We start from the raw sequence: 19,183 nt of genomic DNA, 5'->3' as shown, positions 1-19,183 counted from the left end.
GAATATCCTGTATGAGGTTTACCGCTGCGCAGGTCGAGCAGCTGGCCAAAGACTTTGAGGGCAAGACGGCCCAGCAGGTGCTGAACTGGGCCCTCGAAAAGTTCGGCCCCAGGGTCGGCCTCGCCTCAAGTTTCGGGGCGGAAGACGTAGCCATCATCGACATGATGGCTGCTATCAGCAAAGAAAAGACCCACGTTTTTACGCTGGAGACAGGGCGCCTCAACCAAGAGACCTACGACGTCATGGACGACATCCGCGCCCGCTACGGCATCGGCATTATAGCATATTTCCCCGACCAGAAAGAGGTCGAGGAGATGATAAGAGAGAGAGGGATGAACCTCATGTACGCAAGCGTCGAAAACCGCAAGCTGTGTTGCGAGATACGCAAGGTCCACCCGCTCAACAGAGCACTTGCAAGCCTCGACGGCTGGATAACCGGCCTGAGAAGGGACCAGACGGCGACGAGGGCGGACACCAAAAAGATAGAGATAGACGGCGCGCACGGAGGCATCATCAAACTCAACCCGATTGCAGACTGGACATCAGAGATGGTCTGGGACTATATCAAGAAAAATAACGTCCCGTACAACACGCTGCACGACAAGGGATACCCGAGCATCGGCTGCGAGCCGTGCACGAGGGCTGTGGAGAAGGGAGAGGACCCCCGCGCAGGCAGGTGGTGGTGGGAAAGCGCCGCCAAAGAGTGCGGGCTCCACTTTGACCCGACGATGATGAAAAAGAAAAAGTGATCATGGTAATATGGCATCATTACAACCACACGGTGGAAAGCTGGTAAGCAGGTTTTCAAACGCGAGCCTTGACGGCATGACTGCCGTTGAGGTTTCAAACGACCTGAGAAGCGACATCGAGAACATCGCCGACGGGATTTTCAGCCCCCTTGAGGGCTTTGTCGGCCAGGACGACTTTGAAAGCATCGTAAAGAACGGCAGGCTCAAGAATGGGCTTGCGTGGACGGTCCCCATTGTGCTCGACCTTGACGAGCAGGCCGCAAAGAGCGCCAAGCAGGCCGGCGAGGTCGCGCTTGCAGTTTCAGGCGAAAAGTTTGCATCTCTTAAAATAGAAGAGGTCTATACGTTTGACAAGCTTGCGTCAGCCAAGCTGGTCTATGGCACCGACGAGCTCAAGCACCCCGGAGTTGCCAAGATGACAAACATGAAGAGCCACCTTGTCGGCGGCAAGATTCAAGTCGCAAGGAGGATTCCGCAGGGGCAGATAAGGGTGCGCAGAAAGACACCAAAAGAGACGAGGGAGGAGATGGCGCAGCGCGGCTGGAAGACAATCGTTGGCTTTCAGACCCGAAACGTCCCGCACGTCGCGCACGAGATGCTGCAAAAGGCGGCTCTTAACATCTACGACGGGCTTTTCGTGAACCCGCTCATAGGCAAGAAAAAGCAGGGCGATTTCAAGGACGAGGTGATACTCTCGGCGTACGAGACCCTCTTTAACAACTATTACCCGAAGGACCGCGCCATGTTCGTCACCTTGCACACAGAGATGCGGTACGCGGGACCCAAGGAGGCGATACACCACGCTATCATGAGAAAGAACTTTGGCTGCACGCATTTCATTGTCGGGCGGGACCACGCTGGCGTCGGTAACTATTATCATCCTTTTGCCTCGCACGAGATATTCAAGAACTATCCTGACCTGGAAATACAGCCTGTGTTCTTTCCGGCGTTTTACTACTGCAAGAAATGTCTCAGCTATGCCAACGAGCGCAACTGCCCCCACGGTCCTGAAGTCAGGGATGAACTGAGCGGCACAAAAATGAGAAAGATGGTCAGCTCTGGCGAGATACCGGCAGAGCATCTGATGAGGCCAGAAGTGTCAAAACTGATAGTGTCGTTCAAAGAGCCCTTTGTACCCTAGCTTTTTTTCATGAGAGGCAGCATCTTTCTCAGGATTATACCCTCATGGTCGGCCTCGATGTCGAACGAGACCATCAGGTAGTGGCTCTCAGGGTCGCGAATCGGTATTGTGGCCCGCTTGACCCGCTCGTACAGCGCAAACGCATAGACCGTCTGCCCCAGCTTGTCCTCAAGGGTCGAGCGCGTGCCCATCCTCAATATCGACTGTGTAATCGACAGCTCGGACTCTTCCTTTGTTAATAGAGGCTTGACGTTTCTGCGGTACTGCGACGCCACCAGCCTGCCGAGGCGGTCTGCTACGCCGGCAAAGCGCACGTACTGGTCTGCTTCAAGTACTTTGTTGCACAATGCACCGTAATAGTCTGCCAAGCCCAAAGTGGGTAATCGCTGTGTGTATAATTAGGTTAATTGGCGGTATTAGAAAAAAAATAAAAAGAGAGGAAAGGGAAGGGGACGCCTAGTTGACGCCCGGCAGGTTGTTGGTCGACGAGTTGTACGCCTTGGCATCCGTGAAGAGCAGGAAGGTGAAGAACACCGGCTGCGTCGGGTTATCCACGGACCACGGAGTCGACTGCGGTTTTGGTTCTGGTGCCTTTACGCCCCAGTCTGCGAGTTTGGCGTAATCAACTGGCGGCGGGTTTTTCAGGGACGGGTCGTCTGCAAGCGGCGTAAAGCTCTGCGCCTGCTCTGGCGTGAGCGGGCCGATTCCGCCGGGGAGCGTGACCCCGCTTGGGACGTTCACGAGGAACAACAGCACCACGAGAGGCGTGCCGTCATTGTTCTGCATGTCAGAATAGAACCCTTTCTCGTCGACTGCCTTTCCCACCATCATGTGCATGAATATGTTCTGCGCAACCATCTTGCCTCCGTCAGTCTCGTCGTAGACGTTTGCGTGTCCGTACGCCACTGCCTTGTTCCAGAACAGAGGCACGTCGGCCCTGTCTATCATAGAGTGGCCGTGCTGGTACTGGTCAAACGCCACACCGTTTCCCGGCAGTAGAAAGTCAGGAGTCCTTGTGGGAAGAGGAGTTTGCGCAGGGTCATCATTGTTCCACTTTGTGTCGACCATTACGACCTTGTACTTGTGGCCCTTGACCTGGTGGTCGCCGTACGTTATTGGTGCAGTGTACGTAGCGACGAACTTGTTGTCGCCCTGCGCTCCGTTCTCCTTAAAGACGCCCTTGAAGCTTGCGTCCGTCTGGACGCCGCAGGTTATCGCGTTTCCGCAAGAGAAGGTGTCGTTGAAGAACGGGAATATGCCGCCTGGGCCAAACACGTTGGTCTTGCCTGCGTTGGGCTCGTACAGCGCCTTGCCGCCTGCAAAAGCCTTGACGTATGGCTGCTGCACCGCGTCTGCCGCTTCCGCTTCTGTGGCCTGTCTGGTAGTTGCGCTAATGGCGACTACCGCCGGGACCATTGCGACCAGCATGGCCGCAAAGACCGTGGCGATAATGACATTAGGCTTGATTTTGCCGTTACCGTCGCGAAGATTCATCGGGCGTGCTTTTGCTCCGGCTATAAAGGATTTTTCCCCAATTCACACCCAATTTACTCCCCAATCAATTGCGGACAACTTTATAACCACGCAAAAGCACGCAGTTTTGTCGATGTTTCTAACGCCGGGCCTGCTGCCAGACGTCATTGGCCTCTTCATTGCCTTGCGCCTGCCGTCGTTTCTGCGCGCATCGCCGGGCGGCCTTGCGGGACAGGGCAGCGGCGGATACATAGACCCCCGCTTCAAGCGCGTGCTATGGTACCTGATAGCAAGCAGCAGGGGAGGCGTCAACCGCGCCAAGATAATCGACATGATAAACGGCCGGCCGGCAAACGCAAACCAGATTGCGTCGGAACTGAAGCTGGACTACAAGACCGTCCTCCACCACCTCAAGGTGCTCACGGAAAACGGCATGATAGTCACGGAGAACAAAGAGACGTACGGCGCCACGTACTTTCTGAAGCCGCTCATGGAAAAGAACTATTCATCGTTCCAGGAGATACTGGCCAGGATAAAGAAGAAAGCATGACTGCCATAGGAGGGGAGGGGGCCCGCCCTTTTGAACATAGGGCTCCTTGGGGGCATCATCGCGCTCTACATTTCGAGCCTGAGGGTCATAAAGTCCTACTTTACATGGGGCCTGGTCATTGTGGCGTCGCTTTTCATAGTCCAGAACATTGTAATCGTTATTTTCTGGTCGAACCTCTACCTAGCCGGCCCGGCGATAAAGTCCATAGTCGATGCGGCCGCGCCGTACCTGTTTGCGATAAACACGGCCCAGTCAGGCGGCCTTGCGGTCCTTTTCTGGATAACGAGAAGATAATAGATAGAATATTGGAAAACGTCAGGTCGGGGTCAAAACACCCCTCTTTTGCGTATGCAAAGCCTGAGTCTGTGGGTCACAGATAGGTAAGAAAAAACTACTACTGTGCCACAAGCTCCATCTTTTCCTGCTCTTCGGGATATCCCTTTAGCAGGTCAGCCATCCGGGAGAAGTAGTGCAGAAACTCCCTACCCTTTTCCGTCGTGCGGTAAACCGGCGAGCCTTCCATGACGTCCTGGGTCAGCAGGCCCCTTCCAAGTAGTTCGTTTAGGTAGTACAGTATCTGCTCGTAACTCAGGTTGGCTTTGTACATGATGTGGGTCTTTTTTATCCCGACCGTTGACAAGGTCAGGACGTCGGCCATGATTTCGATTTTGCCCCTGTTGTTTTTGCGTTCAGACATGACTCTATCAGATTGTTCTATATTATTTTAGGGATAGGGTGGAATTCGTGCTGGAACGCGCGTTCCAAACCCATTTTTCGGGTCCAAAACAAAGCGATAACTACGTTTGGAACGATAATCTTGCCCTTTACGCCCAGATAACTGATACTAGAACCTCTTTACTACGAAATAACCAGAAAATAGGACTAAAAGCTGCTACAAGAAGGTTCGTCAGGATGCCGCGTGGACAAGCCTGTCGGCCTCGATGAGGGTCTTGGAAGCGGTTGAAAGCGATTCCCGTGCGGATGAATAATCGCCATCGCCGATTGCCGTTCTTGCCGCGCTGATGAGGTTCATCACTCCCCGTATCTGGCCCTCGGCTTGCGCGTTGCCGCCTGACTCTGCCAGCTGCTTTTCGGCCCTCTTTTCCAGCCTGTCGGCTGACGCCATCAGATTGCCGGCATCAGGACTGGTTGCAGCTGTCGTTGTTGTTGTTGCTACCGTCGTCGTAGAATTTGAATTATTGTTGTTCCCGGCGGCGTTTGCGCTGTTGTTGCCGTCGCTATTGCTGCGGCCGTCGTTGGCCTGCTCTACGAGCTTGGCTTGGGCCTTGTCCAGCATCGACTCTGTTATTGCAAGCGTCGGTTCGGCCGAGGCAATGTCGTTGATGCCCAGCAGCCTCTTTCCCTCGACGAGCAGCGCCTGTATGTCTCCAAATACCGGGTCAGAGACGCCATTCTTTTCCGCAAGGCCGGCAAGTGTGCGGTAGAGATCTTCCAGCCTGCCGTACTGGTCGTTTGCGGCGGCAAGGCGCCTTTCTTCATCCTCGCTTGCGGCAGAAAGATGTTGCGAAAGCGCCCTTATGTTTTCCGGCGAGAGGAGATCCATCGTCTCTGCGAAATAGCCTAGGGCAGCGTCCGCGTGCTTGTGCGCGCCGTCCGCGTCGCCGTACTCTGCGGACTGAGTAGCAAGCGAAGCCTCGTACACGCCCATCTGGTACTTGTCGGCCGCCTGCGCGGGTATGGGCACGTCGGCCTGCACGAGCTCTTTAATCCTCGCATTGGCCTTGTCCCCTGCCTGCGCGACCGAGTCGCGTATCTGTGCCAGTTCGCTGTTGCTCTGCTCCGGCTCCTTGCCGGCTATGCGGAAACCGGCGGCAGCCGACTGGCCGGCGTATGTGGCAGTGACATTGTAGTCGCCGGGCCCGCATGACACCCTCATGGGCCGCGAGATGAACGAGCCGTCGCGCTCGACTCTTACAAACTGCTGGCCGCAGACGGCGTCATCCTTTGTCACCTTGACTGCCACGAACTTGATCGCCTTGTCGCTGTTGCTGTTATTATTGTCGCCGTCTGGGTCTACGGTCCCGGCCACGATAACGCGGTCACTGGAATCATAGACGCTCTTGTTGGTGGTGACAGAAAACGACGATGATGATGAAGAAGAAGACGACTGGCCGTACGCCGCTGGGAGGACCAGAGCTGCGGCAAGCACAAAAGCCACGAAGGTCAATCCTAGCTCCTTTACCCCTCCCGCCATCTTGTTCGGCGTACGATAGTGTAGGCGATTATTTCAGGAACCCTTGGAACGGCCGTTCCTGCATAAAAGCGCGGCAATGGCCGAGGTGCGGCTAGTGAAGTAGCGCCGTTGCGAGTCGTATATATTGCCTGACTGCTTATCTACCCCAAATGCGCTTTTTGCGCCCGACCTTGGCGGTATTCGGACTACTCGTTATCATGTTTGTCCCATTTCATGCGCTTGCACAGGAGGCCATCCAGCCATCGAACATTGTAAAAACGTCAAAAGACGAGAGCTTTACACTCCCGTACCAGGCCGCAAACGTTGACAACCGCCATCCCATCGTCTACAAGTACGACAAGTCCAAGGGCCAGAACTGGATATTCACCATCGACGACAAGCTTGCCTACATCCCTAGCAACGAGTCAAAGGTCGTAATAACCATGAAGGAGGCGCAGCCAAGCAACAAGACTATTCAGATTTTCATGTACGGAGGCAAGCAGCAGAAATTCGCGGTCGCGGTAAACACGCCCGAGACGGGCTACCAGATAATAACTCCACCCGGAGAGTGGGTCAACGAGGAGCTTGTTACCCTGACAAACGCTGACAACAGCGGCCTTACGGTAACAAACGGCAAGAGGATAGTGGTCGACAGGCTTGACATAAACGGGTTTGACCCCGCGTCCATTGAAGTGTACGGCAAGGACGAATCGACTGCGCCCGTAAACGCCTACGGCGGGACGGTAGCAATGGTCATCCTGTACGGGAGCCCTTCTGATACTCCGATCTACTTTGTGCCGGCAGCAGTCATGATTGGCGTCGGCGCGCTGATGGGCGTCCTTTTGTGGAAGAAGAAACGGTCGTAGAGTAATAGCGGCAGATGTCCTTCAGGTCGCACACTGGGCAGTTTGGTTTTATCGGCAGGCAGATGTTCTGGCCGTACATGACAAACGTGTCGTTCACCTTTGTCCACAACCTCCTGTCGACCAGCTTGCTCAGTTCCTCCTCGGTCTGTTCAGGAGTCTTTGTCTCGACCAGCCCGAGGCGGTTTGAGATGCGGTGCACATGTATGTCGACCGGGATTGCCGGCTTGTCAAACGCGTAGACGAGCACGCAGTTTGCGGTCTTTCTGCCGACGCCGGGCAGTTCCAAGAGCTTGTCAATGTCCGAAGGCACCTTGCCTCCGAATTTCTCGACGACGACCTGCGCGACCTGCTTTATCCTTGCCGCTTTCACGTTGTAAAAGCCGATGCTGTGTATCAGCTTTTTAATATCATCAAGGTCGGCAGAAGCAAGCTCTGCCGGCGTCCTGTAAGTTGCAAATAATTTGTTGACCACCTTGGTCGTGTTCTCGTCGCGCGAGCGCGCCGACAGGATGGTTCCAATCAGTATCTTGAATGGGTCGCCCTGCTCCTCCATTTGCAGGCCCCGCAGCGCAGTCATGCGCGGCGGCTTTTCCCGGTAGAGAACGGTTTCCATCCGGCGCAGGATCTCGCCCATCGACACCGTCTCCTTCTTGTTGGCCAAGCACCTCGGATTCGCACGCCCGCGATATAAAACCCTGCTGTCGCAAGGTTCTGTTCAATCTTCGGGGTAGTTGACAAAGTGTCAAGTGTCGGGTAGCGACGCGGCCTCTCTCTATTCACTCATTTCTCTCCATCAGCCTTAACTATCGCAACACCAGATATATCTCAGTGAGAGAAGACCCGTTCATATGGGGAGAGGCGAAATGGTTTCTCATCTTTGGTCTTGTCATGATGATATTTGTCATAGTGTTCATCATTTTCGCGGTGCTTCCGGATTTGCCAAGACTTGTACGTTAGTCTAGACATCATCCGACACTTAGCATTCTAGTTACTACCCGCTGCCTGAACAGCGCCTGTCGCAATATGGTTCTTATACTCAGTTTATGGAGATGCTTTCGTGGAACTGACGAGGGAGGAAGAGAGGGCGCTTGCCGGCGAAAAAGGCGAGGCGCTTGCCCTGGCGTACCGGATACTTGCAGCAATAGGCGAGGCCACCGGCGCAAGAAAGTTGGTGCCAATAAAGTGGGCCCACGTTTCTGGCGTCAACTATAACACCATCGGCGACGCTGGTGTGCAGTTCCTTGAAAAGTTCAGCAAAGACGCGAGGGTCGCGGTAAAGACGACAGTAAACCCGATGGGCTACGACGTAAACAGGCCCGAGCAATTATCAGAAAAGTTCATCGAAAGGCAGGAGAGCATAATGCGCTCGTACGAGCGCATGGGAGTCACGCCGTCGTTTACGTGCACCCCGTACGAGGTTTTCGACATCCCGGAAAAGGGCACCGCGGTCAGCTTTGCGGAAAGCAACGCGGCGGTGTTTTCAAATTCTCTGCTTGGGCTTCGCACCAACAAGGAAAGCGCGCTTTCGGCCCTCGCAAGCTCTGTCACAGGCAAGGCACCCCTCTCTGACCTGCGGCTTGACGAGGCGAGAAACCCAAAGGCGGCCATAGAAACAGGATTTGCATTTGAAAGCGAGCTTGATTACGGCCTGCTCGGGTATTTTGCAGGCAAGGCAGTAAAGGACAGCAGCGTCGCGCTTGCAGGCATTGGAAATTCAATAGGCAGGCCACAGGCAAAGGCGCTTTCAGCAGGTATCGGCACCTCCGGCTCGTGCGGCATGTTCTCGCTTGCCGATTCAACAGAGGGCAAGGAAAAGATAGCGTTTGGAAAGGAAGAGGCGAGGAAAGTAAGGGAAGAGTTGAACACGGCCGACGACGGCGACATCATAACTTTAGGAAGCCCGCAGCTCGGTCTGGAAGAGCTTGCCACCCTTGCCAAGATGACAGAGGGCAAGAAATTCGACAGGCGCTGCATGATATTCTGCTCGCGTGCAATCCACAACCAGGCAACCAAGATCGGCCTGACGGGGCAGATTGAAAAGGCGGGAGGCGAGTTCATGTGCGACTCTTGTACATGTTTGACGCCGTACGTAGACAAGGACAAGTACGATTCTGTGATAACTAGCAGCGTCAAGGCGGCTTACTACATGAACAACTCCAACAAGGTCAAGGTCGCGCTAAAGGACGTCAAGACGATAGTAAAGGAGTACACGAAATAATAATGATGATGACGAACATAACCGGCTGCCGCAGGATTGTCGGAGGCAAAGGGGAGGGCGAGGCGCTTGTCAGTTCCCAGCCGATAAACTTTCTTGCGATGGTCGAGGCCAAGAGCGGCAGGATAACCGACCCAAGGCACGAGCTTTACGGCAGGTCGTTAAAGGATGCAGTCCTGGTGTTCCCAAACGCGATCGGAAGCAGTGTCGGCGCTTATGTTTTCTATTCTCTTAAAGAAGCAGGGACAGCACCAAGAGCGATTGTATGTGCAAAGGCAGACATCACCACCGCCTCCGGCTGCGCAATAGCCAACATCCCGGTAGTCGACCTGCCGGAAGAGATGGCAAAGAAATCGGCGTTGTCATCGCTTCTCAGACCCGGCTCTAGGATAAGGGTGGACGCTGACGCAGGCCAGATAACAGCAACAGTTTAATCTTTTTGCGCACGCATCAAAGCTTGCTCGGTGCACGGCACACCAGATGGGCGAACCGACCGCGGCTAGCCTGCGGAATGACGACCAAAGTCCGTGCACCGACTTGAAAAAACCTTTTATTTGCGCGTGGAAACGGATTCATGTTGGTCAGCTATTGTCCGGAATGTGGAGGCGAGCTAAAGTTCGACCTCAATAGCAAGAATTTCATCTGCAAGAGCTGCGGCCTGTTTGCTTCAAGGGAAAAGATTGACGAGCTGCGCGACAAGGCCGACGCCAGAAACGAAGACAAGCGCCAAAAGAGGCATGACGACTATATCGACTGGTGGCAGTCTTCCAAGAAGGACAAGCAGCAAAAGTAGCTCTCAGAATAATTAATATCCCTTGCCGGCTCTCCAGCAGGCATTATCTTGCACACCTGCAGCAAGTGCCGCAAGGACCCTTCTGTGTATTTTCGCGCCTACTCTGGCGAGTACCTGTGCAAAAAGTGCTTTGTGCGGTCAATAGAGGACAAGGCCGCAAGGACGATGTCGAAATACTCGATGCTAAAATATGGCGAGCGAGTCGCTGTCGGCGTGTCCGGAGGCAAGGACAGTTTATCATTGCTGTACGTCATGAAAAAGCTCTTTGACGAGCATGATCGTTCCAGAGATGACCTAACAGCAGTCACTATCGACGAAGGAATAGAGGGCTATCGCGACGAGTCGCTTGAAATCGTCAAGGACTTTTGCGCAGAGCTGGACGTGCAGAGCAAGGTGATGAGCTACAAGGACCTGTTTGGCGTGTCGATGGACGAGGCAATGGTCTTGCGGCCATCGGAGAAAATGTCGTCCTGCTCGATGTGCGGCACGTTTAGGCGCAGGGCCATTGACTTGGCGGCTGAAAGCGTGGGCGCTGACGTGGTTGCGACTGCGCACAACATGGACGACCAGCTGCAGACGTTCATGATCAATTTATTGGCAGGCGACGTGGAGCGCATCGGCTGGATATACCCGGAGCCCATAGAGTACGCTGGCGGCATGAAAAAGATCAAGCCCTTTGTAGAGCTGTACGAGCACGAGATAGCGTTTTACGCGCTGCAGCGCGAGATCCCGTTCCAGTCGGAAGAGTGCCCGTACATGAACGAGAGCATCAGGACAGATTTGCGCGAGTTTTTCAACAAGATGGAAAAGGAACACCCGGGGATAAAGAACAACGCGTACGCGTCGATGATGAAGGTGTCAGAGAAACTGCGCGCGTCGGTTACAGAGCCAAGGGGCGACAAAAAATGCAGGGTGTGCGGCCGCGACTCTACCGGCGACATCTGCTCTGTCTGCAAGACCGTGAGCGTACTTGGACCGGCGTCGCAAAAAATCGACCGCTAATGTAATATAGCGAATTTTGTACAGGCTTTGTGGAGGCAGGTAGGGTCGGGGTGCTAGCCGTGCCCCTCACTGGAAATCGGCTTCATGCCAGGACCAGTAACTGCTGGGTAAATCCGCTGGGAGGAGGTACCCGCTTGCCTTGCGGAAATGAAATCACGCCGTGTCGGATGGTTATGAGCAGCGATCTGCGCGAAGGCGCGGCGTCGACTGCGCATCGTCGAAATGGGTGAGGTCCGGGAGGGAGCAACCCTAAGGCGGCGTAGCCATGCTAGCACGTCTACGTGGTGGATCTCGCAGGGCTTGAGATGGGGCCTTTTGCCAGCGGTGGTACCGGCAGGCTGCCTCCACTTTCTCTTTTGTGTATACTCGGGGCTCGTATGTTATCCCGGGCATCGTCATTCTAGTTCAGGATGATCGTGGCTCTAGTAATGGTGGCTATGATGATGATGGGAATGGTGATGGAAAGCTCCGTCCATCATCCTTCCAAAGCTCGAATGGTCCATTGGATTCGCAGGCGAGGTGTAAAGCACTTTTCCGTTGCCGGCGTCGACGATTACCTTGTGGATGGTTCCGTCGTTCATGTTTGCCACCGTGATAGTGTATACCAGATAGTCATGCACTACGCCGAGGCTGCCTTTGACTGCCGTGCCGTTGCCCTGGCTTTCCGCCGCCTTTGAAGCATCGGTGAGAGTTACGTGGAGATGCTCGCTCAGAAAAGTCTTTGCAGCTTGCCGGACGTTTATGCTCCCTACTATATTGTCCATTGTTGCTGCTTGGGTGCTGTTTTTGTTATTGGCCGCCGGAGGGATTGTTCCACTCTGCCCACCGGTGTTGTTTCCAAGAAGATTGGTCGCATTCTGCGCAGAAGCAAACGACGCGACTGCCAACAAGGAAGCAACCACGCCCGCAGCCAAGAGAGCAGAGATTAGGAATTTCTTGTTTCCCAGACTTGACATCAATTCACTATTGCCCTGATGGCTCTTAATACTTGAGGAGGCACAGCTTGTATCCAGATTACCTAGAATAGTGATAGCATAATCGTGAAGAATGTGTGCTTTGTACAATATACGCATAACTACAGTTTTTCTTGCATCGACTTGTTTCCAATCACAAAGCCGTACCAGCAGAATAATATTATGTCAGATTGCAATATCCATCGCATCCTATGTCGCTAACCGGCCTTTTGGTAGTGATCGGCTGTTTGCTTGCAATAGTCCTGCTGTTTTCCTTTTACATCTTTCCGAACTTTGTGTGCGGGTCATCTCAAGCGCCGGCCAAGGAGGGAGAAAAAAGCTTCCAAGACCCTGTGGCCGAGTTCTGCAAAGTGATAAAATAGCACCATAGCATGTGAAATGGGAGCAAGTTAAAAGCGGGAAAGCCATCCAAGGTTCGACAGCAGCAAAAGATGGCAGAGCAGCAGGTCGTCCACACAGGGGCGCTGAATTACCCTCCACGCAGATAACGCGTTCTTTGGACATAATCGTTAAGTAATTTACGCGATTTTTAAAAACATGGAAACGCCCCTCCGCCATGCTTGGTTTGCAGGCGTCGTATGGGCTTGCACCTTTCTCTTTATGCCAGCCGTAACCTTGCCCTCTGTTTATGCCCAGAGCTCGTGGCCGGTCGAGATAAAAAGCGTCACGCTGGTCGACCCTGCCGGATACCCTCTAGCTGATTGCCAGTCCGTCGGCAGGCTGGCCATGATTGAAGTCAAGCTTACAAACCTCTCAGACGCAGTCCAGCCCGCAGCCGTCCTAGTCGAACTGCGCGACAACAGTAGCGGCGTTACGCAATTCCTCCAGTGGCAGACAATGTCCATAAGTCCAAAGGCCACGCAGCAGATGGCCACGAGTTTCGACCCTTCCTCTTTGCCGCCAGCCGGCCAGTACGACTCCAAGGTTTTCGTGTGGGATAAAATATTGACGCCGGCGCCCTTGAGCAGCCCCGTGCAAGTCCCGATAAACTGCTAGGCTCCTATTGGATGATTTTTACCCTCAGTGTCTTTTTCTGCCGAAATTGCGGCGGCTCCTGCCACCACTGCGCCCATATTGCTGGTTGTGGCGCTGCTGATGATGATGAGGGCGGCCGCCGCCACCGCGGTGTTGCTGCTGACGTTGATGTTGGTGATGATTCTGCATCGCAGGGACTTCGATGCCCATCGCCTCGTTCAGCCTGCTTATCGGAAGTTTAGTCTGCCGCAGTATCCTTTCAAACTCGCCGAACCGGTCCGGCGACACGAGCGAGACGGCGGTTCCTTCCGCGCCGGCCCTTGCGGTCCGGCCTATTCTGTGGAAGTAGGTTTCCGGCTCGTTTGGCACGTCATAGTTTATCACATGGCCCACCGCAGGGACATCGATTCCCCTTGCTGCAATGTCTGTTGCGACAAGCACGCTGTCAGCGCCCTTTCGGAACCTGTTCATCACGTGGTCGCGCTCTTTTTGTGACAGGTCGCCGTGTATGGCAGACGCCCTAAATCCTCCTGCCTTTAGGTTTGCCGCCAGCTTGTCGGCCCTGCGCTTGGTAGCTGCAAACACTATCACCTGCTCCTTGTGCGGACGGATGAGGTCTGTCAGGTGGCCGAATTTCTGCTGCTCGCCCACCACCAGGTACGACTGCTCTATGTTGTCGAGGCCTACCTCCTTCGTGTTCAGCCTTATTTCGCGCACCTGCCCTTCTCGCATGTGGCCCTTGGCAAGCCTCAGGATCTCTGGAGACATTGTCGCGGAGAACAACAGCGTCTGTCTGTCTTTGCTGTTCCCGCCCTTGCCGCCCAGCCTCGACAAGATGAACTCGATGTCGTCGATAAAGCCCATGTCGAGCATCCTGTCGGCCTCGTCGAGCACGACAAACTTTACCCCATCCAGCTTTATCGAGCCTCTCTTCATGTGGTCAATGAGCCTGCCGGGCGTGGCGACCACTATCTGGGCACCCCTCTTTAGCAGGCCGGTCTGGACGCCAAAGCTCTGACCGCCGTAAACCGAGACCGTCCATATGCGCACGTATTTTGAAAATTTCACCAGCTCATTTGTGACCTGTACCGCAAGTTCCCGGGTAGGCACGAGTATGAGGGCCTGCACCTGCCTGTTGCCGTTGTTCACTCTGGACAGCAGAGGCAGCCCAAATGCCGCAGTCTTGCCCGTCCCCGTGTGCGCCTGCCCAATGACGTCTTTTCCCTGCAATATGAGTGGTATAGCCGCCTCCTGTATAGGAAAGGGCTTTTCAAACCCGTTTTCTGCAAGCGCTTTCTGTACCTTCTCGTCAAGCCCAAGTTCCTGAAATGTGGTTGCGGTTTCTTCTACGGTCATCTTTTATTTCACTTTTATTTTCTCATACAAAAGCCACGGAAGATGCGGATATTCGTCTTGCACAAGCCTGCCGGAGTCTCTTTGTACCTGACGAGATAGGCCGGTGCATGATATAAACTGTGGCAGCCCTCCATCCACGCACGCACGCACATACACAGCATGATTTAAATTGAATCCAGCGAGATTTTCTTTCGCAAGTTGCCCATCGACCCCGACTTTCAGGCGCACAGGCGCGCAGAAGCGCACGGCAACCTGAAGGTGTGGCGCGACAACAAGAACAGCACAATTGGCATCTACGGCACCGCAGTCGCGGTTGATTTCGACCTCTGTGTAGGCGACGGCGCCTGCATTGACGTCTGCCCGGTAAACGTGTTCGAGTGGCATGGCGAGGGCGCAGAGAGAAAGGCAATGCCAGAGCGCGAGCGCGACTGCATCTACTGCTTTGGCTGCGAGGCAGTCTGCCCCAAGTTCGCAATAAGGGTTACCCCGCTGCAGGTGAAAAGATAAGACATGATCAAGATAGACGAGAGCCGCATATTCCAGATAATAGAGGAGCGCAAGCCCCGTTCCATAGCATTGAACGGCGCCGAGGCTCTGATTCCAAGGCTGCAGGACGTGGCCGACCACGTGCACGAAAGGTTCGGCATCGAGGCGTACGTAATCGGCGACCCGTGCTGGGGCTCGTGCGACCTGAACACTCACGCGGCAGACATGCTGGGAGCAGACCTGCTGTTCAACGTGGGCCACACCGTCGCTATGGAGACCTTTGGCGATAAGGTGGTGATGATAAACGCGTACGACGACGTGAGCTTTGATTCTGTCGCAAAAAAGTTTGCCAAGGACATGCAGGGCAAGTACAGGGCGATATCGCTTGTCACGGACAGCCAGCACCTGGAAGAGGTGGAAAAGGCGCAAAAGGTCTTTGAAGAGTTTGGATACAAAGTCATAATCGGGCGCGGAAAAGGGCAGCTGCGCGACGCGCAGGTGTTTGGCTGCGAATTCTACCCCGCGTGGAACGTGCAAAAGCAGGTAGACTGCTACGTCTTTTTAGGCCAGAGCCAGTTCCACTCGGCAAGCGTGGCCATGTCGACAGAGAAGCCGACGTTCATGCTCGACCCCTATTTTGAAGAGTACACGCAGGTAAACGAGTTTGCGCAGGGGCTGCAAAAACGCGCCATCCTTTCAATATACAAGGCCGCCGATGCGGAGAGAATAGGGATAGTCATCGGCCTGAAGGAGGGCCAGTTTGCGCACGTGCGCGCGCTGGAGCTGAAAAAAGAGTTTGAAAAGCTGGGCAAGAAGGTGCAGCTGATAGCGATAACAGAGATCACAGGCGACAGGATGCAGATATTCAAGGGAATCGATGCCTTTGTCCAGGTGGCCTGCCCCAGGATTGCGACTGACAACCACTTTACAAAGCCGATGCTTTCCGTGCCGCAGGCGCTTGCGCTCATCAAGCTGCTAAAGAAGGAGCCCATCGAAGACTTTCTCAAGCTCCAGCACTGGCTATAGTAACAAGCTTCTAGATGTTGCTTCTTTTTGATATGCGCTACCTCATGGAAACAATTAAATAGAGCGTCAAAAACTTTGCTGTTTTTTTGAAAATCTTGCATAATTCCGCATTCGTCGAATCACTATAGAAATATTCATACAAAAATAAGTGTGACATCGCATAAAATATTGAACAGATAACTATGATTTCTCCATATTTTATTTAGAACATTTACAATAATAAGCAGAAGCACATCATACAAATTTTGATATTATCCAGCTTTTAATGATAGAATATTTGTATAATTCTTAAATAGATATTGGTGTAAATGATAGCAGGGAAAAGAAGACCAAGACGGCGACAACCGTCATGTGCTAGTATTTTGCCCAGTGATAAAAAATGACTTGCAAGGGTATATGCATCCGTCACAAGGCTCAAAAGCCGGTAGGCTCGGGCAGGTACGCCAGCGGGCAAAAGAGGTGCCAGATCTGCGAGATATTCATCAAGTGGGATGGCCTTTGGTGCCCGTGCTGCGGGTACAGGCTCCGTACAAAGCCGAGGAACCTAAAGTACAAGGCAAAGCTGCGCGCCAGAGCTAAAAAGATGGCCGTGGCCAAGCCGATAGCGGTTCGCTCAAGATAAAAAAAGCGAGCAGGACCGGCGATGGAGAGCGGAACTGGAGCGCCAAGCAGGAGTGAAGAGGAGGTCCGCTCTGACAGCGGCAGGAGTTTTCTGCTTGAAGCCAATTTTTATGGCAACGGCTGTTTTCTCGCCATCTCGGAAGGAGATAGAAGGATAGGCGCCATATCGGTGGCACTAAGCTCGCAGAATAACACTGCTGCGGCAAAGGTCATCCCTAGCAAGAGCGACCCGATTTTCGTCAACACTGTCGCAGAGAAGGTGGCGTCCATGACAAACGGCATCTGCATAGTCTCATTCTACGCCAAGAGTCAGCTCAAGCTCGAAGACATGAAAGCAATTATGGGAGGAGTTATGCATATCGTGGAGGCAGAAGGCAACAATAATGGCAAATAACAGCAATACAAACAGCGATCTGCGCAGCTACCTCTCGCTCCTCGAAAAAGAGGGCGAGCTTGTACGCGTGAAAAAACCGGTGAGTGCAAAATTCGAGCTTGCCGCGGTGGTTTCCAAGCTTGATTCAAAGCAGGCGGTGCTGTTTGAAAAAGTTAAAGAGAGCAAGATCTCTGTTGCAAGCAACGTCTGCGGCACGCCTGCAAGGTTCTACATGGCCATCAGCGCCAGAGGCGCGCCAAAGAGTGTTTCAGAGGCGAAAAAGGCAATACACGCCCGCGTGGGCGAGGCGCTTGCAAACATGTCCGCGCCTTCAAAAACCCAGGAAGCCCTGTTTGATCAGAATTCTTCAAAGAGCCTGGACGATCTGCCCATTGTAACGCATTTTGAAAAGGATGCCGGCGCGTTTGCCACGGCATCGGTAGTCTTTGCCAGAGACGGCGAGCGGGGAAACCAAAACTCTTCCACCCACCGCCTGCTGCGGCTGGACGAAAGACACATGGCGATAAGGATGGTGGAGGGCAGGCACCTGCACAAGTGCTACACGTACTCCAAGGACCACGGCGAAGACCTAAAGGTGGCAATCGCAGTCGGCGTGCATCCTGCCGTCAGCATAGCGGCGGCGTACCAGGCCGCGTACGGAGTCGACGAGATGACGATTGCAAACGCTCTCTTGGAGGGCAGGCTAAAGCTGGCCAAGACAGCATATTCGCAGCTGTATGTGCCAAACAACGCCGAGATAGTCATCGAGGGCAGGATACTGAAGGACAGGGTGCAGGAGGAGTGGATGGTTGAAATGCTGCGCACGTACGATTTCAAGCGCAAGCAGCCCGTGTTTGAGCTTGAAAGGATAAGGTTCCGCGACAACGCAATCTACAACGACATACTTCCCGGCTATGCCGAGCACCGCTTGTTGATGGGCCTGCCGGTGGAAGCCAAGATGTACGACTATGTCAAGAGCGTAGTGCCGACCACGCATGCGGTGCACCTCACCGACGGCGGGAGCAACTGGCTTTCTGCGGTAATCCAGATAAAAAAGCGCCTGGAAGGCGAGCCCAAGAACGCCATCATGGCCGCCTTTGCAGCCCACCCGTCGCTAAAGATGGCCACCGTAGTGGACGAGGACATCGACCCGACCGATGCAGTTGCAGTCGAATATGCGATAACTACAAGGTGCCAGGCCGACAGGGGCTTTGTCATAGTGCCTAACGCAAAGGGCTCAAGCCTCGACCCCTCAAGCGACCAGCAGAACCTGCTCACGACAAAGGTAGGGATAGACGCGACTGCGACCATCCTGAAACCAAAGGAGAGGTTCGAGATTGCAAGGATACCGGGCGAGGACGAGACGGACGTGAGCGACTACATAACGTAATAAGATTAAATAGCCTCATACACTAACACTGTGCGCCATGAAAGCTAACAATTATGCTATGAAAGATTGGCACCTTGAACACGTTGAAAAAGTAATTGTTCGCTATGTCAAGGGCGTTTCCCCTGACGCCTCCTCTTTTGAAAAACGCAACTACAAAAAATACAGCACCGTCTCTAGCTGCGCCAAACAGATCGAGTACGACATCAAGCATGGCGTGACGCACGAGGAAGTCATGGCAGTCGTGCGCAAGGTCCGCCACGACAAGACTTTCAAGGACCTGCAAAAAAGCCCCGAGTCGCTCCAGCGCCTTGACGAACTGGAACGGCAGATATGCGCCCCGAAAAAAGTGGCGGCTTCGTTCTTCTGATTCTGAAATAGTTATATTGGCGTTGTCGGGCAAGACTGGTGCCTGCCATGTCAGAGTACCGGTTCACCGACGGCAACCTTCTTGTCCTGTACGCAATCCACAGGGGCAAGTCCGCGGACGGCAGCAGCCTGCCGGACTATGTGCAAGAGCGCGTTAACATTGGCCTTGAAACGTACAACATCATAATGAAGTCAAGGCCGGACAAGCACAAGACGATGGTCATGATTGTAGGAGAGCCGGGCCCGTCAGAGAAGGTAAAAGAGCTTTTGGTAAAGGGCGGCGTAAAACCAGAGATAATCGCCATCGATTCAGAGTCCAAGAACATCGGGCAGACTGTCGACTATATCTATGACATGATAAGCAAAAAGCCAAACCCGCCAATGGTCTATTTCATAGCGTCGGTGTGGCTGCACGACACGTACAACACGACTGCAATCAAGATGAAGGGGATAAAGACGCAGTTTTACGGCGCGCTGGACCACCGGCCGGTGCACGAAGTCGAGCAGGAAAAGGCCCTTGACGCCCCGAAAAAGGGCGGCGAGTACTACAAGCGCAAGCTGACGAACAAGGCGGTGGATGTAGTCCTGAACATCATTTTCCCGGACTGATAAGGATTTAATACCCTTGCTACT

At 53.8% G+C, this 19,183-nt stretch carries 26 protein-coding genes and 1 other RNA gene; 20 read left to right on the top strand and 7 right to left on the bottom strand.

Features of this window, described 5'->3' with window-relative positions:
* Positions 1-11 precede the first annotated feature (11 nt).
* Both ACYOR7_RS02170 and sat read left to right on the top strand, forming a co-directional pair.
* Positions 12-749, top strand: a complete 738-nt coding sequence (locus tag ACYOR7_RS02170; RefSeq protein ID WP_294803864.1) for a phosphoadenylyl-sulfate reductase — start codon at positions 12-14, stop codon at positions 747-749.
* Between the two features lie 10 nt (positions 750-759).
* Positions 760-1,890 (top strand): sulfate adenylyltransferase, encoded by a 1,131-nt coding sequence (gene sat, locus ACYOR7_RS02165; RefSeq protein ID WP_294803868.1) that lies wholly within the window; start codon positions 760-762, stop codon positions 1,888-1,890.
* On the opposite strand, the gene ACYOR7_RS02160 is transcribed toward sat, so the two are convergent.
* Positions 1,887-2,258, bottom strand: a complete 372-nt coding sequence (locus tag ACYOR7_RS02160; protein WP_479912996.1) for a hypothetical protein — start codon at positions 2,256-2,258, stop codon at positions 1,887-1,889. The genes sat and ACYOR7_RS02160 overlap by 4 nt on opposite strands.
* 88 nt (positions 2,259-2,346) lie before the next feature.
* On the bottom strand, positions 2,347-3,384 hold the full coding sequence (locus ACYOR7_RS02155; RefSeq protein WP_479912995.1) for a hypothetical protein: 1,038 nt from the start codon (positions 3,382-3,384) through the stop codon (positions 2,347-2,349).
* Positions 3,385-3,496: 112 nt separating this feature from the next.
* On the opposite strand from ACYOR7_RS02155, the gene ACYOR7_RS02150 reads away from it, so the two are divergent.
* Complete coding sequence (locus ACYOR7_RS02150; RefSeq protein ID WP_479912994.1) at positions 3,497-3,913, top strand: winged helix-turn-helix domain-containing protein; 417 nt, start codon at positions 3,497-3,499, stop codon at positions 3,911-3,913.
* A 30-nt stretch (positions 3,914-3,943) separates the two neighbouring features.
* Positions 3,944-4,207, top strand: a complete 264-nt coding sequence (locus ACYOR7_RS02145; protein WP_479912993.1) for a DUF8036 family membrane protein — start codon at positions 3,944-3,946, stop codon at positions 4,205-4,207.
* Positions 4,208-4,307: 100 nt separating this feature from the next.
* On the opposite strand, the gene sso10a is transcribed toward ACYOR7_RS02145, so the two are convergent.
* Together sso10a and ACYOR7_RS02135 are read right to left on the bottom strand one after the other, a co-directional pair.
* On the bottom strand, positions 4,308-4,610 hold the full coding sequence (gene sso10a / locus ACYOR7_RS02140) for an Sso10a family chromatin protein (RefSeq protein WP_294803879.1): 303 nt from the start codon (positions 4,608-4,610) through the stop codon (positions 4,308-4,310).
* A gap of 210 nt (positions 4,611-4,820) precedes the next feature.
* Entirely contained in the window at positions 4,821-6,128 is a 1,308-nt protein-coding gene (locus tag ACYOR7_RS02135; RefSeq protein ID WP_479912992.1) for a hypothetical protein, read from the bottom strand.
* Between the two features lie 197 nt (positions 6,129-6,325).
* Between ACYOR7_RS02135 and ACYOR7_RS02130 the strand changes: the two genes are divergently transcribed.
* Positions 6,326-6,973 (top strand): hypothetical protein, encoded by a 648-nt coding sequence (locus tag ACYOR7_RS02130; RefSeq protein WP_479912991.1) that lies wholly within the window; start codon positions 6,326-6,328, stop codon positions 6,971-6,973.
* On the opposite strand, the gene nth is transcribed toward ACYOR7_RS02130, so the two are convergent.
* Positions 6,915-7,607, bottom strand: a complete 693-nt coding sequence (gene nth / locus ACYOR7_RS02125) for an endonuclease III (protein ID WP_479914441.1) — start codon at positions 7,605-7,607, stop codon at positions 6,915-6,917. The genes ACYOR7_RS02130 and nth overlap by 59 nt on opposite strands.
* Before the next feature lie 194 nt (positions 7,608-7,801).
* Here nth and ACYOR7_RS02120 point away from each other — a divergent pair, with 194 nt between their 5' ends.
* From ACYOR7_RS02120 to ffs, 6 genes are all read left to right on the top strand, one after another.
* Positions 7,802-7,930 carry a hypothetical protein gene (locus ACYOR7_RS02120; RefSeq protein ID WP_479912990.1) on the top strand — a complete coding sequence of 43 codons (129 nt, stop codon included), beginning with the start codon at positions 7,802-7,804 and terminating at the stop codon, positions 7,928-7,930.
* Positions 7,931-8,030: 100 nt separating this feature from the next.
* On the top strand, positions 8,031-9,191 hold the full coding sequence (locus tag ACYOR7_RS02115; RefSeq protein WP_294803893.1) for an aconitase X: 1,161 nt from the start codon (positions 8,031-8,033) through the stop codon (positions 9,189-9,191).
* Positions 9,192-9,193: 2 nt separating this feature from the next.
* Positions 9,194-9,622 (top strand): aconitase X swivel domain-containing protein, encoded by a 429-nt coding sequence (locus ACYOR7_RS02110; RefSeq protein ID WP_479912989.1) that lies wholly within the window; start codon positions 9,194-9,196, stop codon positions 9,620-9,622.
* Between the two features lie 140 nt (positions 9,623-9,762).
* Positions 9,763-9,981, top strand: a complete 219-nt coding sequence (locus tag ACYOR7_RS02105) for a TFIIB-type zinc ribbon-containing protein (RefSeq protein ID WP_294803898.1) — start codon at positions 9,763-9,765, stop codon at positions 9,979-9,981.
* 48 nt (positions 9,982-10,029) lie between these two features.
* Complete coding sequence (locus ACYOR7_RS02100; protein ID WP_294803901.1) at positions 10,030-10,983, top strand: TIGR00269 family protein; 954 nt, start codon at positions 10,030-10,032, stop codon at positions 10,981-10,983.
* A gap of 32 nt (positions 10,984-11,015) precedes the next feature.
* Positions 11,016-11,328, top strand: an RNA gene (ffs, locus tag ACYOR7_RS02095) — signal recognition particle sRNA.
* Positions 11,329-11,405: 77 nt separating this feature from the next.
* On the opposite strand, the gene ACYOR7_RS02090 is transcribed toward ffs, so the two are convergent.
* Positions 11,406-11,939 carry a PepSY domain-containing protein gene (locus tag ACYOR7_RS02090; protein ID WP_294803904.1) on the bottom strand — a complete coding sequence of 178 codons (534 nt, stop codon included), beginning with the start codon at positions 11,937-11,939 and terminating at the stop codon, positions 11,406-11,408.
* Between the two features lie 209 nt (positions 11,940-12,148).
* On the opposite strand from ACYOR7_RS02090, the gene ACYOR7_RS02085 reads away from it, so the two are divergent.
* Positions 12,149-12,319 (top strand): hypothetical protein, encoded by a 171-nt coding sequence (locus tag ACYOR7_RS02085; RefSeq protein WP_294803907.1) that lies wholly within the window; start codon positions 12,149-12,151, stop codon positions 12,317-12,319.
* Between the two features lie 238 nt (positions 12,320-12,557).
* On the top strand, positions 12,558-12,953 hold the full coding sequence (locus ACYOR7_RS02080) for a hypothetical protein (protein WP_479912988.1): 396 nt from the start codon (positions 12,558-12,560) through the stop codon (positions 12,951-12,953).
* Positions 12,954-12,977: 24 nt separating this feature from the next.
* On the opposite strand, the gene ACYOR7_RS02075 is transcribed toward ACYOR7_RS02080, so the two are convergent.
* Positions 12,978-14,288, bottom strand: coding sequence for a DEAD/DEAH box helicase (locus ACYOR7_RS02075; RefSeq protein ID WP_479912987.1), 1,311 nt, complete (start codon positions 14,286-14,288; stop codon positions 12,978-12,980).
* A 198-nt stretch (positions 14,289-14,486) separates the two neighbouring features.
* Between ACYOR7_RS02075 and ACYOR7_RS02070 the strand changes: the two genes are divergently transcribed.
* From ACYOR7_RS02070 to ACYOR7_RS02040, 7 genes are all read left to right on the top strand, one after another.
* Positions 14,487-14,795 (top strand): 4Fe-4S dicluster domain-containing protein, encoded by a 309-nt coding sequence (locus ACYOR7_RS02070; RefSeq protein WP_294803915.1) that lies wholly within the window; start codon positions 14,487-14,489, stop codon positions 14,793-14,795.
* Between the two features lie 3 nt (positions 14,796-14,798).
* On the top strand, positions 14,799-15,800 hold the full coding sequence (dph2, locus tag ACYOR7_RS02065) for a diphthamide biosynthesis enzyme Dph2 (RefSeq protein WP_294803918.1): 1,002 nt from the start codon (positions 14,799-14,801) through the stop codon (positions 15,798-15,800).
* Positions 15,801-16,179: 379 nt separating this feature from the next.
* Positions 16,180-16,422 (top strand): hypothetical protein, encoded by a 243-nt coding sequence (locus ACYOR7_RS02060; RefSeq protein WP_075054524.1) that lies wholly within the window; start codon positions 16,180-16,182, stop codon positions 16,420-16,422.
* 21 nt (positions 16,423-16,443) lie between these two features.
* Positions 16,444-16,815 carry a hypothetical protein gene (locus tag ACYOR7_RS02055; RefSeq protein WP_294803923.1) on the top strand — a complete coding sequence of 124 codons (372 nt, stop codon included), beginning with the start codon at positions 16,444-16,446 and terminating at the stop codon, positions 16,813-16,815.
* Complete coding sequence (locus ACYOR7_RS02050; RefSeq protein ID WP_479912986.1) at positions 16,805-18,184, top strand: UbiD family decarboxylase; 1,380 nt, start codon at positions 16,805-16,807, stop codon at positions 18,182-18,184. Before ACYOR7_RS02055 ends, ACYOR7_RS02050 begins: the two co-directional genes overlap by 11 nt.
* A gap of 37 nt (positions 18,185-18,221) precedes the next feature.
* Entirely contained in the window at positions 18,222-18,551 is a 330-nt protein-coding gene (locus tag ACYOR7_RS02045) for a hypothetical protein (protein WP_294803928.1), read from the top strand.
* Positions 18,552-18,598: 47 nt separating this feature from the next.
* The gene (locus ACYOR7_RS02040) at positions 18,599-19,159 is read left to right on the top strand and encodes a hypothetical protein (protein ID WP_294803930.1); all 561 of its coding nucleotides are present in this window, start codon (positions 18,599-18,601) and stop codon (positions 19,157-19,159) included.
* The last annotated feature ends 24 nt before the right edge of the window (positions 19,160-19,183 follow it).

Source organism: Candidatus Nitrososphaera sp. 86-2 (assembly GCF_056726185.1).
This window is presented reverse-complemented; position numbering and strand designations above follow the sequence as displayed.

Excerpts from the sequence above, each read along its gene's own strand:
- ACYOR7_RS02040 (WP_294803930.1), top strand. The coding sequence starts at position 18,599 with ATGTCAGAGTACCGGTTCACCGACGGCAACCTTCTTGTCCTGTACGCA.
- ACYOR7_RS02090 (WP_294803904.1), bottom strand. The coding sequence starts at position 11,939 with ATGTCAAGTCTGGGAAACAAGAAATTCCTAATCTCTGCTCTCTTGGCT.
- sat (WP_294803868.1), top strand. The coding sequence starts at position 760 with ATGGCATCATTACAACCACACGGTGGAAAGCTGGTAAGCAGGTTTTCA.
- ACYOR7_RS02050 (WP_479912986.1), top strand. The coding sequence starts at position 16,805 with ATGGCAAATAACAGCAATACAAACAGCGATCTGCGCAGCTACCTCTCG.
- ACYOR7_RS02155 (WP_479912995.1), bottom strand. The coding sequence starts at position 3,384 with ATGAATCTTCGCGACGGTAACGGCAAAATCAAGCCTAATGTCATTATC.
- ACYOR7_RS02130 (WP_479912991.1), top strand. The coding sequence starts at position 6,326 with ATGTTTGTCCCATTTCATGCGCTTGCACAGGAGGCCATCCAGCCATCG.
- ACYOR7_RS02170 (WP_294803864.1), top strand. The coding sequence starts at position 12 with ATGAGGTTTACCGCTGCGCAGGTCGAGCAGCTGGCCAAAGACTTTGAG.
- ACYOR7_RS02085 (WP_294803907.1), top strand. The coding sequence starts at position 12,149 with ATGTCGCTAACCGGCCTTTTGGTAGTGATCGGCTGTTTGCTTGCAATA.
- ACYOR7_RS02150 (WP_479912994.1), top strand. The coding sequence starts at position 3,497 with ATGTTTCTAACGCCGGGCCTGCTGCCAGACGTCATTGGCCTCTTCATT.
- ACYOR7_RS02045 (WP_294803928.1), top strand. The coding sequence starts at position 18,222 with ATGAAAGCTAACAATTATGCTATGAAAGATTGGCACCTTGAACACGTT.
- ACYOR7_RS02080 (WP_479912988.1), top strand. The coding sequence starts at position 12,558 with ATGCCAGCCGTAACCTTGCCCTCTGTTTATGCCCAGAGCTCGTGGCCG.
- dph2 (WP_294803918.1), top strand. The coding sequence starts at position 14,799 with ATGATCAAGATAGACGAGAGCCGCATATTCCAGATAATAGAGGAGCGC.
- ACYOR7_RS02055 (WP_294803923.1), top strand. The coding sequence starts at position 16,444 with ATGGAGAGCGGAACTGGAGCGCCAAGCAGGAGTGAAGAGGAGGTCCGC.
- sso10a (WP_294803879.1), bottom strand. The coding sequence starts at position 4,610 with ATGTCTGAACGCAAAAACAACAGGGGCAAAATCGAAATCATGGCCGAC.
- ACYOR7_RS02135 (WP_479912992.1), bottom strand. The coding sequence starts at position 6,128 with ATGGCGGGAGGGGTAAAGGAGCTAGGATTGACCTTCGTGGCTTTTGTG.
- ACYOR7_RS02110 (WP_479912989.1), top strand. The coding sequence starts at position 9,194 with ATGATGATGACGAACATAACCGGCTGCCGCAGGATTGTCGGAGGCAAA.
- ACYOR7_RS02075 (WP_479912987.1), bottom strand. The coding sequence starts at position 14,288 with ATGACCGTAGAAGAAACCGCAACCACATTTCAGGAACTTGGGCTTGAC.
- ACYOR7_RS02105 (WP_294803898.1), top strand. The coding sequence starts at position 9,763 with ATGTTGGTCAGCTATTGTCCGGAATGTGGAGGCGAGCTAAAGTTCGAC.
- ACYOR7_RS02060 (WP_075054524.1), top strand. The coding sequence starts at position 16,180 with ATGACTTGCAAGGGTATATGCATCCGTCACAAGGCTCAAAAGCCGGTA.
- nth (WP_479914441.1), bottom strand. The coding sequence starts at position 7,607 with ATGGGCGAGATCCTGCGCCGGATGGAAACCGTTCTCTACCGGGAAAAG.